The following is a 15,635-nucleotide window of genomic DNA, read 5'->3' as shown; positions in this document are numbered from 1 at the left end:
GAGGCTGACTAGTAGAGCGAACGGTGCCCAAAGCTTAGCGCTCATACCGTCATCCCAAAATAAGCATTAATGCTCATCGCATAACTGGGATGCACCCAACAGGATCTTTGACCTCATCTGGTCAAAGCCTCTCTGTGGCAGCCTCTTTAGCAATGGCGTACCTCTGTGGACTGGGACAACCAAGGCGCAAACTATAAAACATTGTGTAAAGAAATTTAAGCAAGTCGTCGTGTGTGTCTCCTCAGAAGTTGGGCTTGGCTAAACTGCGGTAAGCCTACCACTGAGGAGTCTGCGTGAGCCTGAAGGATCTAACGATTCAGGACGAGTATCGCAGCAGCGAGTGCAACATCGTCAAAGATTTCTACATCCCGTGCCTGGAGCAGGCTACGGTTTATAACCGGGCGGTTGGCTATTTCTCTAGCTCGTCGATGGCTTGTGTGGCCCAGGGGCTGACGGCGTTTGTGCGCTCTGGGGGGCAAATGCGCCTGATCACCTCGCCCCAACTGTCGGAAGAGGATGTGCAGGCCATTGAGCAAGGGCTGAAGCACCGAGAGCGAATCATTGAAGCGGCTCTGCTGCGAGAGCTGGAGGTAGAGTTGCCCCAGATCATTCAAGACCGATTGGCGGCATTGGCTTGGTTGCTGAGTAATGGCCTACTGGAGATTAAGCTCGCTATTCCTAAAACTCTCCGCCAGCGAGGGATTTATCACGAAAAGCTAGGGGTTTTTGTCGATGTAGAGGGCCATGTGGTGGCCTTTGCTGGGTCAGCCAATGAAAGCGTCAGTGCATTGATCGATAATTTTGAGTGCATCGAGGTTTATTCCTCCTGGGATGCAGGGGTGCAGCGGCGAGCCCTGCGAAAAGTGCAACACTTTCAGGATTTATGGAATGACCAGACGAAGAATGTAGAGGTGATGCCATTTCCTGAAGCGGTAGCGCGATCGCTCCTCAAACTCTGCCCTGCCCAACCGCCCACCCAAGAACCCAGAGTTGCTACTGGGCAAGGGGATTACAAAACAGATGATTCTTCATCCTTAAAGAGGCTTAGAGTGGGCATGCCAAAGCTCCCCCCGAGCATCACCTTGCGCTCTTATCAGCAACAAGCCATCGCCAACTGGTTTGCCAATAAAGGGCGCGGCACGCTGAAGATGGCGACGGGCAGCGGCAAGACAATTACGGCCCTGGTGATCGCAGCGGAACTGTACAACAAAATTCAGCTGCAGGCGCTGATTGTGGTGTGTCCGTACCGTCATTTAGTCACGCAGTGGGAGCGTGAGTGCCGCAAGCTTGGCCTGGAGCCCATTCTTGCCTACGAGAGCGTTAGGCAATGGCAAGATCGCCTGTCGAGCCAGCTCTATAACGTGCGCTCTGGCTATCATCCCTTTGTTACTGTGCTCACGACCAATGCAACGCTAATGGGTAACGGTTTGCAGTCGCAGTTGCCCTACTTTCCTGAAAAGACGTTGATAGTTGGTGATGAAGCTCACAACCTGGGAGCCAAGCGGCTAGAGCAGAGCCTGCCCCGCACGGTGGGGCTACGGTTAGCGCTGTCGGCCACCCCAGAGCGCTATTTTGACGAAGCGGGGACCGAGGGCATCTTCAGCTATTTTGGCCCGGTGCTGGAGCCGGAGTTTACCCTGGCTGATGCGATTGCCCAGGGTGCCCTCGTTCATTACCGTTACTACCCTGTGTTGGTGGAGCTAACAGAGGAGGAAGCCACTCGCTACGCGGTGCTGACCCAAAAAATCGGGCGACTTTCTGCCCTCCAGGATGTCGATGGAGCAACCGACGACACGATGAAATTTTTGCTGATGCAGCGCTCTCGACTGATTGGCGGGGCAGCTAACAAGTTGAATGCGCTGCGATCGCTGATGGCCAACCGGCTCGACACTTCCCACACCCTGTTCTACTGCGGCGACGGCAGTGTGGAGGATGAGGTATCTCAGGAGAACTACCGCTACGTCGAGGCGGTCACAACCCTGCTAGGCAAAGAGCTGGGCTATCGGGTCAATACCTACACCGCAGATACGCCCCTGGACGAACGCGAAGACCTACGCCAGCGGTTTGAGTCGGGTGAGTTGCAGGGGCTGGTCGCCATCCGTTGCCTGGACGAAGGGGTCGATATCCCCGCTACCCAGACGGCGGTGATTATGGCCAGCAGCGGCAACCCGCGCCAGTTTGTGCAGCGGCGGGGGCGAGTTTTGCGCCTGGCCCCTGGCAAACATCGGGCCACCATTTTCGACATGATTGTGATGCCTCCTGATTTCGGTGGGGAATCCTTAACCGTGGAGCGAAGCCTGCTACGGAAAGAACTCAAGCGCTTTGTCGAATTCGCCAAACTAGCTGACAATGCTGGTGAGGCCAGGGTTCAACTGCTTGACCTTCAAAAACGTTATGGCCTGCTAGATATGTAAGGCAGTTCTGCCCTACATATCTCTACTCCAGTCATGGTGTAGCTTGTTGCCTCATCTATGGTGGTAGCTCTTACCATAGAAGCACAATTGTCGAGGCCACAGGGCGGCATAAACAGGAGAGACGCATTTGGATGAGTAAACTGACAGCTAAAGACGTGCACCAGCCCATCGATACCGCCCCACCAGAAGTGCGACAGATTATTCAGCAGGTGCTCGAAATTGAGAAAGACCGGCTCGATCGCAACGAGCGCGGCCTGGTCAATGCCGACATTCTGCGGATTGTGAAGGAAGCGGTGCAATGAAGCTGTTGAGCCTCAGACTCTATAATTTTCGCCCTTTCTATGGGGAGCACGGGCTGAGCTTTGCTAAGACCGCTGACCGCAATATTACCGTCATTCACGGCAACAATGGCTCGGGTAAGACCGCCCTGCTCAACGCCTTTACCTGGGCGCTGTACGAACGCTTTACCGCTGCCCTAGCCTCCCCCGACCAACTGGTGAATCGGCGGGCACTGGCAGAGGCGGCAGATCAAGAGACGGTGGTCTGCTGGGTGGAGGTGGCCTTTGACCACGACGGCAAGCAGTACCGGGTGCGGCGATCGTGCCAAGCCACCAAGCGGGGAGAAGAGGTTACCCAATCGCCCAGCGAGGTAGCGATGCAGTTTGTGGGCGACGATGGTCGGTGGTCTACCCTGCCTGCCTCAAAAAATCCCGACGATGTGGTGGGGCGCATGCTGCCCAAGAGCCTGCACCAGTATTTTTTCTTTGACGGCGAGCGCATTGAACAGCTGGTGCGTACTGACAACCGGGCCGAGATCGCCGAGGCCACCCAAAAGCTACTGGGGGTTAAGGTACTCGACAATGCCATCAAGCACCTTAACGCCGCCCGTAAAACCCTGGAAGATGAGCTTTCGGGCATTGGCGACGCCGAAACCAAGAGCCTGCTGGCCCAGCGCCGCGAAAAAGAAGCGACCCACGACGCCCTAGAAACTCGCCAGGCCGAAATAGATCAGGAACTGGCCCACCAGGCCACCCTGAAGCAGGAGTACAGCCTGCGTCTGCGCGAGTCGGGGGAGTTTGAATCGCTCCAGCGGCGGATGGATCAACTCACGGAGCAGGAGCGGGAACTACGCGATCGCCTGCAAGACGCCAAAAAGATTCTCAAGCAGGCGATTTCTAACCGGGGCTACACGGTGTTCTTGCCCTCGTTGATCGACAAATTTCGCACCATTGTGCAAGAGCGCGAAGAACGGGGAGAACTGCCCGCCGATGTCAAACCCCGGTTTGTGCAGGATCTGCTAGAGATTGAGCGCTGCATCTGCGGCATGGAGCTGCACCCCGGCACCCCCCACCGCGAGGCGGTGGAAGCCTGGCTACACAAGACCGGGCTGGCCGATGTGCAATCGACGGTCTATCGCCTGGAGGGCTGGGTCAACCAGCAGGGCGACCAGCAGGAGGATTTTTGGCGCGAGGTTGATCAAGAGCAGGGCACCATCAACCACTGCAAGCAAAAGCTCTCGCAGATCGAAATCGACCTAGAAGACCTGCGCGACCAGCTACGCACCAGCCCCCGCGAAGACATTCGCCAGCTTCAGGAGCGCATTGACGAGGTCGATCGCACCGGTGAGCGCCTAATTTTAGAAAAGGGCCGCAACCAGGAGCGAATTGCCCTGCTGGCTACTGAGATTGACCAATTGCGGAAACAGGTGCGCGATCGCAAGCAAAACCAGAGCAAGCAACAGCTGGCGGTGAAGCGCATTGAGGCGGCCCAGGATGCGATCGATCGCCTCAAAGAACTCAAGCAAAATCAAGACGTTCTGTTTCGCCAAGAGCTGCAAGATACCCTCAGCGCCCTCTATGGCGAGATTTCTTTCAAAGCCTACATACCGCGCATCAGCGAGAAGTACGAGCTCAACCTGGTGGAGCGGGTGGGCAATCAAGAGGTACTGGTAGGGGCCTCGACCGGCGAAAACCAGATTCTCAGCCTGTCATTTATTGGCAGCGTGGTGGAGCGCATCCGCCAGTGGAGCGAAAATAAGCTGGTGATGGGGCCAGACAGCAGCACGTTTCCTCTGGTGATGGATTCGCCCTTTGGCAGCCTGGATGAGATCTATCGGCGGCAGGTGGCCAAGCTGCTGCCAGGCTTGGCTGATCAGCTGATTGTAATGGCGAGTAAGACCCAGTGGCGCGGCGAGGTAGAAGAGGAAATGCTGCCCCGCATTGGGCGAGAATATGTGCTGGTCTATAATTCGCCTAAGGATGAGGTACAGGGGGATGTAATGAGGATTGGGGGCGAAACCTATCCGCTGATTCGCCAGAGCCCCGACGAGTTTGAGTTCACCGAAATTGTGGAGGTGCATCGCCAGGGTTGATGGAGTGTTTGAGAAGTAGTCATGGGCAACTTAATGCAATCTCTAAGGACGAATCGAGATCGGGTGATCGCGATCGCGACACAGTATGGTGCGTCTAACATCCGGGTATTTGGCTCTGTGGCACGGGGCAATGACTCTGCTAACAGCGATGTTGATTTGCTTGTAGATATGGAGCCAGGCCATAGCTTGCTGGATCGGATTGCCTTGATGCAAGACTTGGAAGATCTTTTAGGACGTTCTGTAGATGTTGCTACCCCCCGAACACTCCATGAGCGAATTAGAGATCAGGTTATGGCGGAGGCGGTGCCACTGTGAGAGGAAATGCGCTATACCTAAGCAACATTTTGGAATGCATTAATCAAATTGAGCTTTATGTATCCGATGACAGAAAAGCCTTTATGAGAAATCGTATGATACAGGATGCGGTAATTCGCAACTTCGAGGTCATGGGGGAGGCCGTTAAACGACTATCAGAAGAATTTCGAAACTCTAATCCCGATATTCCCTGGAGGCAAATTGCTGGCTTTCGAGATGTTTTGATCCATGACTATATGAGGGTAGATATTGGTGAAGTTTGGGCAGTTATTGAGCATGACCTTCCAATTATTAAGTCTAGAATTACTGAACTTCTAGGCCAAGCTTCATAAACTTTTGCATTTGACCAGGCGAAATTAATGGCAGAGAGTCGGATTCGGATTGCGAAAGATAAGGCGGAGTTGGTAAGGGCGCTGAGGGATGGGAGTGATTTAGCTACTATTTTTCTGATTTAGAGAAGTTTTATTGATCAATTAGTATGGCATTGGCAAGGGTTCACTTTTCAGAAGACAAGGCAGAACTGGTGCGAAATTTGCGCTCCGGCGATGGTGCGATCGGGCCTTTTCGTACCTATGCCGATATTGTGACCTTTGCAGCCGCCTTGGGATTTCAGAACTCTCGTCGAGTAGCGCTGGGCAACTACTCCAGAAAAGATCCGGATGCCGTTCTTCAAGAGCAGATTCGCAGCGTAGAAATTATCAAGCTAATCGCTTTGGCCCATACTGGCGATCCAGAAATCTTGTCCGATGATGAAGTGCATGATTATCTACGAGTCGAAATTTTTGAGCAATATGTAAATGGTGGTCTAGAAATTTTGACGGCTGAACTAAGCGGCAGCGTAGACTACTCAGATCAGTTTCTATTGCTGCTGAAGTTGAGAAAGCAAACTCAGAAAGCCAGTACCGATTTTGATTTGTCTAAGTTTCTATAGGCTGGGAAGAACATCGCCTAGCCCTATGGAAAAAGATTTGTTGTTTTATGCTAAAAGGTTTGCCAAGCTGCGGGTAGACAAGGCCCGTGGTGTTGCGCCCCACAAGCCGATCTTGCTGCTGACGGTGCTGGATCTATTTGAGAAAGGCTACATTGGCCGCAACGAGATCTACCTATCGCCGGAGCTGACGGCGAATTTCCTCAAGTTCTGGCATCGGTTTGTCGCCAGCGATCATCACTCGAATATTGCGCTGCCATTTTTTCACCTGACGGGGGACCAGTTTTGGCACCTGATGCCAAACCCCGGCTTTGAGGCGGCAGTTCAGGCCAAAGCAAAGTTTCGGACACTTCCCCTATTGAGGTCAGCGGTAAAATATGCCTACCTAGATCGTGAACTTTTTCAGCTTCTATGTGATGAAAGACATCGTAATGAGCTGACCAATGTTTTAATTCAAGCATGGTTTCCGCAAAAAGTGTCTGAAATTGAAGAGGCATTTAAATACGATGAATTTGAAACCATTCAACGATCTTTGTTTGAATCAGGTGGATCGACCTACAGCATTGAAGACTTGAAGGACGAAGATCAGATTTTCGCTCGGAACGGAGCTTTTCGGCGAAATATCACCAGACTCTATGATCAGCGCTGTGCATTTTGTAAAATTCGCGTTGTGAGCCAAGATGGTCAGAATTTAGTTGATGGAGCACATATTCAACCATTTTCTGAGTTCCGCAGTGATCTTTTAGTCAACGGCTTAGCACTGTGCAAAAATCATCATTGGGCTTTTGACCACGGCTGGTTCGGAATTAGTGAAAGCTATCGAATCGTTATTCCAGAAAACCGATTCACTGAAGAACCACCAAAAGAATCTCTCAAAATCGAAGATTTCCATGCTGAGGAAATACTACTGCCTAATGATCAGCGGTATTTACCAAGTTTAGAAGCTTTAGAGTGGCATCTACAGAACTGGGAAATCGCTGTTTAAATCTCGTCTCCAAGATAGGCATCCGTAAACGCCTTCGCTGCATCAGGGCTAAGAGACTTTAGCGCCCTGACAATCTCCACCACGGTTTCAGCCGTTGGATCGCGCTTCTCATTGACCCAGCGGTAGACGTTGTTGCGTTCCACATCCATAGCCACCGCCAAGCCAAACTGGCTAATGCCGTAATCCTCTAAAACCTGCTTGAGCGCTTTGCCTGCTTTTCCCATGCGTTCATGGTTTCAGAATTTCTGCCATCCAGACACATCCTAGTGGTTGACAGTCAACCTTTAGGCAGGATAAGCTGCCTTGCAACGTCCTAGTGGTTGACAAGACTATGCAAGACCAAGCACCCACAGCCCGCTACAGTGCCCGCATCCTCAACCCCGAATCTGCTGGGCCAGTTCACCTCGAACTCACCCTCAAACTCCACAGCTACCCCCATCCAGACCGCGAACCCGTCAAAATCCTTGTCATTGGCAGCAAGCAGTCTGTCAGCTCCATTGTCGTCGCTCTGCACCAGCTTGGCTTTGCCGAGATTTTCGAGTGGACAGACTTCCTCAGCGCTCCCAATGCCGATAGGCCATTGCAGTTCCAGCCCCATGAAGTAATGAAAGCACTGGTGAAATACATGCCAAGGAGCGAGTGAACCTGTTCCGGCAAGTGGAGGTTCATTTGCCCGTTCTTGTTTTGCCCAGCCCCGCAACACCTTCGACTCAGCGAACGGTTCCTGAGCTGATTGAGCATATTCGAGCCTTAACCGCCGAAATTCAGGAACTCTACCGACTCAACTCCCTGCCCTGGGTGATTGGCTACTCGGGCGGCAAAGACAGCACCTGCGTAGTGCAACTGGTGTGGAACGCCCTCGCCGCCCTGCCGCCCGACCAGCTCACCAAACCTGTCTACATCTGCTCCACCGACACCCTGGTCGAAAACCCCATCGTGGCCGCCTGGGTGCGCCAGTCCCTAGATCGCATCAACACCACCGCCCCAGCCCAGGGGCTACCCTTCGAAGCGCACCTGCTACAGCCCGAGGTCAAAGACACCTTTTGGGTCAACCTCATCGGCAAAGGGTATCCGGCCCCGCGCCACATGTTTCGCTGGTGTACCGAGCGGCTAAAAATTTGGCCCGCCAACCGCTTTATTAAAGACGTCGTGCGGGCCAATGGCGAAGTGCTGCTGGTACTGGGCACTCGCAAAGCCGAAAGCCCTCGCCGCGCCAACGTCATGGCTCAGCACGTCGTCGGCAACGTGGGCGACCACCTGCCCCACAGTCAGGTGCAATCGCTGCTGTACCGGGGCAACCTGCCCAACACCCTCATTTACAGCCCCATTGAAGACTGGCGCGACGACGAAGTGTGGCTGTACCTAATGCAGTACGCCAACCCTTGGGGCTACAGCAACAAAGCCCTGTTTGAGATGTACCAGGGGGCCACCCCAGATAACGAATGTGCCTTTGTGGTCGATGGCTCGACCCCTAGCTGCGGCGATTCTCGCTTTGGCTGCTGGGTGTGTACCCTGGTCAGCCGTGATCATTCTATGGAAGCGATGATCCTCAATGACGACGAAAAAACCTGGATGCAACCCCTGCTCGATCTGCGTAACGAGCTAGATGAATATGACGATCATTATCGGCGCGACTTTCGCCGCATGTCCGGAAAAGTGCAACTCTTTCAGCGCCATAGCACCAACGAAACCCTGCCCATCCCCGGTCCCTACACCCGCTACTGGCGCGAGCAATGGCTCGAAAAATTACTCACCGCCCAGAAAATTGCTCGCGCCCAGGCCCCCGAGGGCATGAACGATATCACCCTGATCACCCCCGCCGAGCTTAGCGAAATTCGCCGCATCTGGCGTGAAGACAAACACGAGTTTGACGACTCGCTACCCCGCATTTACCGCCAGGTTACTGGGGAAATTTTCAAAGATCCCCGCCCTGGGGCCGACCAAAGCCTGCTAGGCAGCGACGAATGGAGTGTGCTGGAAGACCTCTGTCAGGAGGACTCCATGCACCTAGAGTTGATGACCAAATTGCTCGACACGGAACGGCAGTACGCCACCATGGGCCGCCGAGTCGGCATTTTTGAAGCGCTCGAAAAGTGCTTTGACAGCAGCTCGCGACCTCGCGACGATGCAATCGCCCAGGCCCACCATCGCCATGATCTCAAAACCGCTGCTCAGGCAGGCGACGTGCAGCAGATTAAAACCCTTACCGACTGGGCCTCAGTCAAATTCGCCACGCCAAAGGCTGCCGAAATCCCACCCCCAGATTATGAGTAGGGTTAGCACTAGGGGCTGTCATCAATTAGCTGCCAAATGCCCAAAATCAAGGTTTACAGCCCCTAGCCTGTTCTTGGGGTCGGGCGTGGCAAGGCTTGATATACCGTGCTTTTGGCCACAATTGATGACACGCCCTAGCCTACGGGTTCCACGTGCCACAACTTAGTCGAAATTTAGAATCGCAACCCGGCCCACAGCGCTGAGCGCTGTCCCAATCGTCTTAAGGGTTGAGTTTCCTCCCCCTGTCAAGCCCCGTTGTATTGACCCCATGATTCTGCTTGAGCTTGTTCTGCAAAACTTTGGCTCCTATCGAGGGCGACAGACCCTCAACCTTAGCCCGGCTCAGGCTGATGCCAGCGATCGCTCCATTATCTTAATTGGCGGCATGAATGGGGGCGGCAAGACCACTCTTCTCGATGCGCTACGGTTGGCGCTATACGGGGCGCGATCGCAGTGTTCCACTCGGCGCAACCTCAGCTACAGCGACTTCCTCAGCCAGTGCGTTCACTATGCGGCCCCTGAAGATGCAATTGCTGGCGTTGAACTCGCCTTTGAGTACATTCTCAACGGTATTCCCAAAACCATTCGAGTGCAGCGCACTTGGAGCCGCCAACCCAAAGGTGGCAAAGACACTTTAGATGTTTCTGTCGATGACTGGGCTGACGATGTGTTGGTTCAAACCTGGGACGAATGGATTGAAACCGTCTTGCCCCTAGGCATTTCTAGTCTCTTTCTTTTTGATGGTGAGCAAATTAAAGAACTAGCCGAACAAGCTATGCCTCCGGCCCCGGTGGTAGAGGCTATTCGCGCCATGCTAGGTCTAGAACTGGCCGATCGTCTGGCCCTAGACTTGGATGTACTCACCCAGCGCAAACAAAAATCTCTCGCTAACACCCAAGAACTCCACGACCTAGAACGAATTGAACACCGCCTTGCCGAGCAAAAAGCCGCCCAGGAGGCAGCAGCAACTCGCCTTGGACACCTCAAAATGCAAGTCGAACAGGCTGTAACCGACCTACAAGCCGCTGAAGCCAACTTTAGAACTCAGGGGGGAGACATTGCCAGCGATCGCCCCCAATTAGAAGCCAAGCTCGCCTCTCTACAACGCACTGCCGACGATATTCGTACTCAGCTCCGCCACCAGGCCAGTGCCGAATTGCCTTTGCTGCTGATTCAGCCCCTGTTGCAAAAAGCCCAAGCTCAAGGCCAAAAGGAACTGCGCCGACAGCAAATTGAAATGTCTCAAGACCTTATTGCTGAACGCGATCAAAAGCTGTTGGATGTCTTAGCAACGGCTGGCCTGAGTTCTAAACAGATACAATCCGTTCAAGCCTTTTTGAGTCAGGAAAATACTTCTTTAGAACAAGCCATTCAATCTAGTAATGTTTGGCTAGGGGTAGACGCCAACACTATCAACCACATCAGTCTGCTACTGAACACGTTACTGCCCAACCAGCAGCAAACCGCCCAGAAGCAACTCAAAACCCTTGAGCAAACCTTGACCAATCTTGATAACACTGAGCGCCTGTTGGCCAAAGCTGCCTCACCAGAGGTCTATACTCAACTCAAAACTGATATTGCTACAGCCCAAGCCAATCTCGATGTCTTTCAAGAACAGTCAAGATTGTGTGAAAAGAAATGCGACGAGCTAGAAAAAGAAATTATTTCTACTCATAAGGACCTAACTAAATACAGCGACCAGATTTTGAACCGACAGGCGATCGCTCATTTTCTGGATACAGTCAGTAAAGCCCAAACTACCCTGGCCCAGTTTCGCCAGAATCTAACTCTACGCAAACTCGCTGATCTAGAAAACAGTATTCGAGACTGTTTTCTCTATCTGCTTCATAAAAACAATTTGGTACAGCAAATTGTCATTGATCCAGAAACCTTCAGTTTATCCCTCTACGGCGACGGAGGTAAACCTGTCCCAAAACAGCGCCTCTCAGCGGGGGAAAAGCAAATTTTAGCGGTTGCCATTTTGTGGGGGTTGGCAAGGGCCTCGGGGCGGCGTCTGCCGATTGCGATTGATACGCCTCTCGGTCGGCTCGACTCATCTCACCGTGAAAATCTATTGGAGCGGTACTTCCCCGATGCTAGTCATCAAGTAATTTTACTTTCTACCGATACTGAAATTGGCCAAGCCGAAGTTGCTACCCTCCGCACTAACAACGTCGTTGCCCAAGAGTTTATGCTGGTATATGATGCAGCCAATCGTCAAACCAAAATCAAAGCGGGGTACTTCTGGTGATAGAACCTCCAGTCGAGCGCGTGCGAGTTTCTGAATCTGCAAAAGACCAACTCACTAAACTTAAACGCACCACCAAAATTGATCAGTGGAACATCCTCTGTCGCTGGGCTTTTTGTTGTTCGCTGGCAGAGCCATCTAAGCCATCCTTAGTTATGGTTACCACCGATAGCAACATAGAAATGACCTGGCAGGTTTTTGGGGGTGCAATAGCAGATGAACTTATCCTCGCTCTCAAACAGCGCTGCCATGACGATAATTTAGACACTAGCCGCGAAACCTTAGCTCAACAATTTCGCCTGCACCTACATAGGGGAATTGGCTATCTCGCTAGCAATTCTGGTCTAAAGAACATCGAAAGCATGATATCTTTTTCTGTGAGAGCTAGTTCTGGTGATGCTCAGTGATCTTCATACTGTCTATCAGTGTGTAATAGCCGGGCTCGGCCATTACAAAATACTTCTTTAATTTTTTTGCATAGTTAAGTTCTAGATTTTCGCAGTGCCGTCTCACAACACTCCGCACAACTTGAACCGGATCATAGGCTGAAAACCGATAGTTGTCGGACTCTAGTAGTGCTTGATAGATTTGTTGAGCCGTCATTGGATCGGGGTGCGATCGCATTAGATCAATAATTACCTCCGGCAGAGATTGCTCTTTGCCACGCAAAAATATTGGTTGAACACTGCCATCTGAGCTAATTTTCGGAAGTAGCTGGTCGCCTGTGGGTTCAGTGCCATCCCATCGTTCGGGCCAAGTGTTTGCCGCAATAAGCTCTTCAATACGTTGAAGCTCTTGCTCGTTGATCAGGCTGATTTCCGGCTTGTTTAGAGCTTTAGCAGCCCGATTAACGTCTGCCTCAATCTTCTGAACCTCCTCCAGCAAAAAACGCCGAGCTTTCATATGTAAAGGCCCCAGCCGCCCTTGCTTTCTTGATAACTCGCCGCCAAAATTAGTTTCCCCATGCTTCCGTAGGCGGTATTGTGGCTTCTTGACCTCCCAATACAGCGGGCGCAACTGCCGTAGTGGGGCTAGATAGGCCCACTTGGGGTTTGCCAATACCCTTTCCAGAGCAGCATCTTCTTCAACTAAAGGGCAACCAATACAGCCTGTACGGGCGTTGATTGACTCGGTTTCGCCTAGGTCATCTTGGGGGGCGTGGCCGTAGACCTCGGCAATATCGAAGGTGGGGTAGCCCAGCTCCACGTCCGCCTGCACCAGCCAGTCCCACACATGGCAGATCCGCCAGTGCAGCAGCGGGGCCAGGGTATCGGCCACGGCGTTAGAGGTGGTCTGCTGAAACCAGCCCTGGCCGCACTCGCCGCCATCGCGGCTACAGCTCATAGCGATGCGCTGGTCGCGGGCGGCAGATTCGCCCACCCGCACCCCCGTCAGCATCAGAAACTTTTCGCCCCGCTCTTGGCGCAGGGTCTCTAGCTCCTGTTCCATACTCATGACCTTGAGCTTAGGCGTACACCAGCGGAAGGTATTTGACGGCGGCGGCACACCCCGCCCCAGCATATAGACAAAGTAGCGGTGATCGAGCTTGGGAAGCACCACGCGGGTATCAAAGCCCCGCTCTTTAAGTTTGTCTAGCAGCGCCATAGCAGCATTGTGCAGCGGCGGCAGCTCCTGGCGGGTATCGGCATAGAGCACAGTGGTACTCTCGGGTTGAGGCACCAGCCCCCGCTCGATCAAATCGGCAACTAATGTAACGGTGGCTGAAGAATCTTTGCCACCCGAGAACGCGATCGCCCAATGCTTATACAAAGAACCATAGTGGCGCAACGACTCAGCCGATAGCTCAATGCTGCGATCGAGGGAGAGGCGGTCATTCTCAAATAGGCTGAGCGTTCTCATTTAGGCCAAGCATTACAGCAGCGATAAACTCTGGGTAGCGTCATTCTACCGGCAAAGGGGGAGTCAAACGCTATATATAGGGTTTTCTTTCGCCATCTAGTGCTTTTAATCCAGTGGTGGTTAGGGAATGACTGTTAGGGCGTTATACAAGTGTACTAAAAATGACTCAAAGTGTTGATACTGCGCTGCAACCCGCCACTAGCCTACCCCAAGCGGAGCTGGTCAAGCACTGTCAGGGCAGCCCCATCGGCAAGTGTCTTCCCAATGCGTTCTATATTCACCAATCGGCCCTGCCATCTCTAGCTGACGCCCTGCGGCACCAAGAACAGTGCGCCTGCAACCTGCTGAAAAAGGAACTGCCCTTCACCCTGGTCAAGTTCCACTTCGACCAGCCCAAACTCTCCTACCTCTACTACCCCGAGTTCGACACCGAACCCCACCCCCTACTGCGTACCAGCACTATTGTGGATTGGGCTACGGGCACCGTCGAAACCCGCGACTATAGCGATGCCCCCAACCCGCCGCTGCTTCACCGCAAAGAAACCTTCATTACCGCTGATCATCCCTACTACAGCCGCTTCGCCCATCTGACCCAGCAGCAGGTGGCCATGGGTCTGCTAGATAACTCCCGCGAAATTGGCACCCAACTCAACTGGGAACGTCGCCTCTCTCAGCAGGGCATCGAAATCCATAACCATGCCCTGGCTTGCCCAATCAAGTCTGCTCAACAGGCCAAGCCGAAGATTCAGCGGCATAAAGCTGCGATCGCCCGCGTCGCCGCCTCCAAACCCGTCCGCCTCGCTGTGGAAGCTGGTCTCTTCCCCACTGACACCACCTACTTCGACTACGGCTGCGGCCACGGGGCCGACATCGAATACATCCACCGACTGGGCCTCACCAGCACCGGTTGGGATCCTCACTTTCGCCCCGATATTCCCCATATACCAGCCGACGTGGTCAACCTGGGCTACGTCATCAACGTCATCGAAGACACCGTCGAGCGTAGGGAAGCCCTGATCAACGCCTGGGGTCTGGCCCAGACGGTACTTATCGTCGCTGCCCAAGTGCTGATCGACGATCGCACCCGAGGCGTCATCGCTTACGGCGACGGCATCATCACTAGCCGCAACACATTCCAGAAATATTACGAGCAGGAAGAACTCAAAGCCTACATCGACCAGGTGCTTGGCGTAGACGCGATCCCCATCGCTCTAGGCATTTACTTCGTCTTCCGCGACGAGGCCCAGGCCGAAGCCTTCCGCGCCTCCCGCTATCGCTCCCGCGCCACGGCTCCCCGCATTCGCCTCAAGGTCAGTAAGTTTGAGGAATACCGCGATCGCCTCCAACCCCTAATGGATTTCTACACTAATCGCGGTCGCCTGCCCACGGTGGAAGAACTGGGCATCGACACCTTATCCCCCCTCCAGGAAACCTTTGGCAGCATTCGGCGGGCGTTCACCGTTGTCTTGCAAGCCACGGATGCAGGGGAGTGGGATGCGATCGCCGACAAGCGCCGCAATGACCTGCTGGTGTACCTGGCACTCAGCCACTTTGGCCACCGCCCCAAGTTCAAAGACCTCTCGCCCTCGGTGCAGGCCGATATTAAGGCTCTGTTCGGCAGCTACCAACAAGCCTGCACCGCCGCCGACCTGATGCTCATGGCCCTAGGCCGCACGGAGATGATCGAGCAGCGCTGTCGGCAGAGTGCGATCGGCCAGCAGCGGCCCAACTCCCTCTGGGTGCATGTCTCTGCTCTAGACCAACTCGATCCATTACTGCGCCTCTACGAAGGGTGTGCCTCCCGCACCATTGGACGACCTGAAGAAGCTACCGTGGTCAAGTTCCATGTTCAGAAACCACAGATTACCTACCTGGTGTTTCCAGAATTTGATAAGGAACCGCACCCGGCGTTGAAAACCAGCATGGCGATCACCCTTCAGGATCTCTATGTTCGCTATCGCGACTACGATCCCGACAACCCGCCGCTGCTCCACCAAAAAGACCAGACTCTAGCCTCCGGCTATCCGAACCACGCCAAGTTTGCCAAGCTCAGCCAGCAAGAGCAAAAGTGGGGTCTACTGGACGATGTAAAAGCCATCTTTGACCGTCGGGGGTGGGAGTATTGCCTGAAAGAGCATGAAGCCGAGTTACGTGGGCACCGTGTAGTTAAACGAAAGAATAACAACGACTATTGGGACAAAACGTAAAAGGTTAGGAAAGAATGCATGTTTACTTTAAAT

14 protein-coding genes are annotated in these 15,635 nt (G+C 53.4%); 12 read left to right on the top strand and 2 right to left on the bottom strand.

The features are described from left to right. Positions 1–1,055: 1,055 nt before the first annotated feature. The 7 genes from AC0QKW_RS24580 to AC0QKW_RS24550 all read left to right on the top strand — a co-directional run bounded on the left by AC0QKW_RS24580 (position 1,056) and on the right by AC0QKW_RS24550 (position 7,013). Positions 1,056–2,414, top strand: a complete 1,359-nt coding sequence (locus tag AC0QKW_RS24580; protein ID WP_473153754.1) for a DNA phosphorothioation system restriction enzyme — start codon at positions 1,056–1,058, stop codon at positions 2,412–2,414. A 131-nt stretch (positions 2,415–2,545) separates the two neighbouring features. Further along, complete coding sequence (locus tag AC0QKW_RS24575; RefSeq protein WP_473153748.1) at positions 2,546–2,716, top strand: hypothetical protein; 171 nt, start codon at positions 2,546–2,548, stop codon at positions 2,714–2,716. Further along, on the top strand, positions 2,713–4,785 hold the full coding sequence (locus tag AC0QKW_RS24570; protein WP_473153747.1) for an AAA family ATPase: 2,073 nt from the start codon (positions 2,713–2,715) through the stop codon (positions 4,783–4,785). Before AC0QKW_RS24575 ends, AC0QKW_RS24570 begins: the two co-directional genes overlap by 4 nt. Before the next feature lie 21 nt (positions 4,786–4,806). After that, positions 4,807–5,100 (top strand): nucleotidyltransferase family protein, encoded by a 294-nt coding sequence (locus tag AC0QKW_RS24565; RefSeq protein ID WP_473153746.1) that lies wholly within the window; start codon positions 4,807–4,809, stop codon positions 5,098–5,100. Continuing rightward, positions 5,097–5,432, top strand: a complete 336-nt coding sequence (locus AC0QKW_RS24560) for a HepT-like ribonuclease domain-containing protein (RefSeq protein ID WP_473153745.1) — start codon at positions 5,097–5,099, stop codon at positions 5,430–5,432. The genes AC0QKW_RS24565 and AC0QKW_RS24560 overlap by 4 nt, the downstream gene beginning before the upstream one ends. Positions 5,433–5,578: 146 nt before the next feature. Next, positions 5,579–6,031 carry a DNA phosphorothioation-associated protein 4 gene (locus AC0QKW_RS24555; RefSeq protein ID WP_473153744.1) on the top strand — a complete coding sequence of 151 codons (453 nt, stop codon included), beginning with the start codon at positions 5,579–5,581 and terminating at the stop codon, positions 6,029–6,031. 25 nt (positions 6,032–6,056) lie between these two features. Further along, positions 6,057–7,013, top strand: coding sequence for an HNH endonuclease (locus AC0QKW_RS24550; RefSeq protein WP_473153743.1), 957 nt, complete (start codon positions 6,057–6,059; stop codon positions 7,011–7,013). Here AC0QKW_RS24550 and AC0QKW_RS24545 read toward each other — a convergent pair. Continuing rightward, a complete protein-coding gene (locus tag AC0QKW_RS24545) occupies positions 7,010–7,237 on the bottom strand; it encodes a helix-turn-helix transcriptional regulator (protein WP_473153742.1) in 228 nt (75 codons plus the stop codon). The genes AC0QKW_RS24550 and AC0QKW_RS24545 overlap by 4 nt on opposite strands. A 107-nt stretch (positions 7,238–7,344) precedes the next feature. Here AC0QKW_RS24545 and AC0QKW_RS24540 point away from each other — a divergent pair, with 107 nt between their 5' ends. The 4 genes from AC0QKW_RS24540 (at position 7,345) to dndE (ending at position 11,942) form a co-directional block, all read left to right on the top strand. Continuing rightward, positions 7,345–7,656 (top strand): hypothetical protein, encoded by a 312-nt coding sequence (locus AC0QKW_RS24540; protein WP_473153741.1) that lies wholly within the window; start codon positions 7,345–7,347, stop codon positions 7,654–7,656. A 26-nt stretch (positions 7,657–7,682) separates the two neighbouring features. Further along, positions 7,683–9,287, top strand: coding sequence for a DNA phosphorothioation system sulfurtransferase DndC (gene dndC / locus AC0QKW_RS24535; protein ID WP_473153740.1), 1,605 nt, complete (start codon positions 7,683–7,685; stop codon positions 9,285–9,287). 268 nt (positions 9,288–9,555) lie between these two features. Continuing rightward, on the top strand, positions 9,556–11,538 hold the full coding sequence (gene dndD, locus AC0QKW_RS24530; RefSeq protein WP_473153739.1) for a DNA sulfur modification protein DndD: 1,983 nt from the start codon (positions 9,556–9,558) through the stop codon (positions 11,536–11,538). Next, positions 11,538–11,942, top strand: coding sequence for a DNA sulfur modification protein DndE (gene dndE, locus AC0QKW_RS24525; protein WP_473153753.1), 405 nt, complete (start codon positions 11,538–11,540; stop codon positions 11,940–11,942). Before dndD ends, dndE begins: the two co-directional genes overlap by 1 nt. On the opposite strand, the gene AC0QKW_RS24520 is transcribed toward dndE, so the two are convergent. Beyond that, positions 11,920–13,395 carry a phosphoadenosine phosphosulfate reductase domain-containing protein gene (locus AC0QKW_RS24520; RefSeq protein ID WP_473153738.1) on the bottom strand — a complete coding sequence of 492 codons (1,476 nt, stop codon included), beginning with the start codon at positions 13,393–13,395 and terminating at the stop codon, positions 11,920–11,922. The two genes, dndE and AC0QKW_RS24520, sit on opposite strands and share 23 nt — an antisense overlap. 161 nt (positions 13,396–13,556) lie before the next feature. Between AC0QKW_RS24520 and AC0QKW_RS24515 the strand changes: the two genes are divergently transcribed. After that, the gene (locus AC0QKW_RS24515; RefSeq protein ID WP_473153737.1) at positions 13,557–15,602 is read left to right on the top strand and encodes a DNA phosphorothioation-associated putative methyltransferase; all 2,046 of its coding nucleotides are present in this window, start codon (positions 13,557–13,559) and stop codon (positions 15,600–15,602) included. Positions 15,603–15,635 lie beyond the last annotated feature (33 nt).

It is taken from the genome of Pseudanabaena sp. PCC 9330, assembly GCF_055795045.1.
This window is presented reverse-complemented; position numbering and strand designations above follow the sequence as displayed.

Bases quoted from the DNA above. Each gene is read 5' to 3' on its own strand.
- AC0QKW_RS24580 (WP_473153754.1), top strand. From the start codon at position 1,056: ATGCCAAAGCTCCCCCCGAGCATCACCTTGCGCTCTTATCAGCAACAA.
- AC0QKW_RS24575 (WP_473153748.1), top strand. From the start codon at position 2,546: ATGAGTAAACTGACAGCTAAAGACGTGCACCAGCCCATCGATACCGCC.
- AC0QKW_RS24570 (WP_473153747.1), top strand. From the start codon at position 2,713: ATGAAGCTGTTGAGCCTCAGACTCTATAATTTTCGCCCTTTCTATGGG.
- AC0QKW_RS24565 (WP_473153746.1), top strand. From the start codon at position 4,807: ATGGGCAACTTAATGCAATCTCTAAGGACGAATCGAGATCGGGTGATC.
- AC0QKW_RS24555 (WP_473153744.1), top strand. From the start codon at position 5,579: ATGGCATTGGCAAGGGTTCACTTTTCAGAAGACAAGGCAGAACTGGTG.
- AC0QKW_RS24550 (WP_473153743.1), top strand. From the start codon at position 6,057: ATGGAAAAAGATTTGTTGTTTTATGCTAAAAGGTTTGCCAAGCTGCGG.
- AC0QKW_RS24545 (WP_473153742.1), bottom strand. From the start codon at position 7,237: ATGGGAAAAGCAGGCAAAGCGCTCAAGCAGGTTTTAGAGGATTACGGC.
- AC0QKW_RS24540 (WP_473153741.1), top strand. From the start codon at position 7,345: ATGCAAGACCAAGCACCCACAGCCCGCTACAGTGCCCGCATCCTCAAC.
- dndD (WP_473153739.1), top strand. From the start codon at position 9,556: ATGATTCTGCTTGAGCTTGTTCTGCAAAACTTTGGCTCCTATCGAGGG.
- AC0QKW_RS24520 (WP_473153738.1), bottom strand. From the start codon at position 13,395: ATGAGAACGCTCAGCCTATTTGAGAATGACCGCCTCTCCCTCGATCGC.
- AC0QKW_RS24515 (WP_473153737.1), top strand. From the start codon at position 13,557: ATGACTCAAAGTGTTGATACTGCGCTGCAACCCGCCACTAGCCTACCC.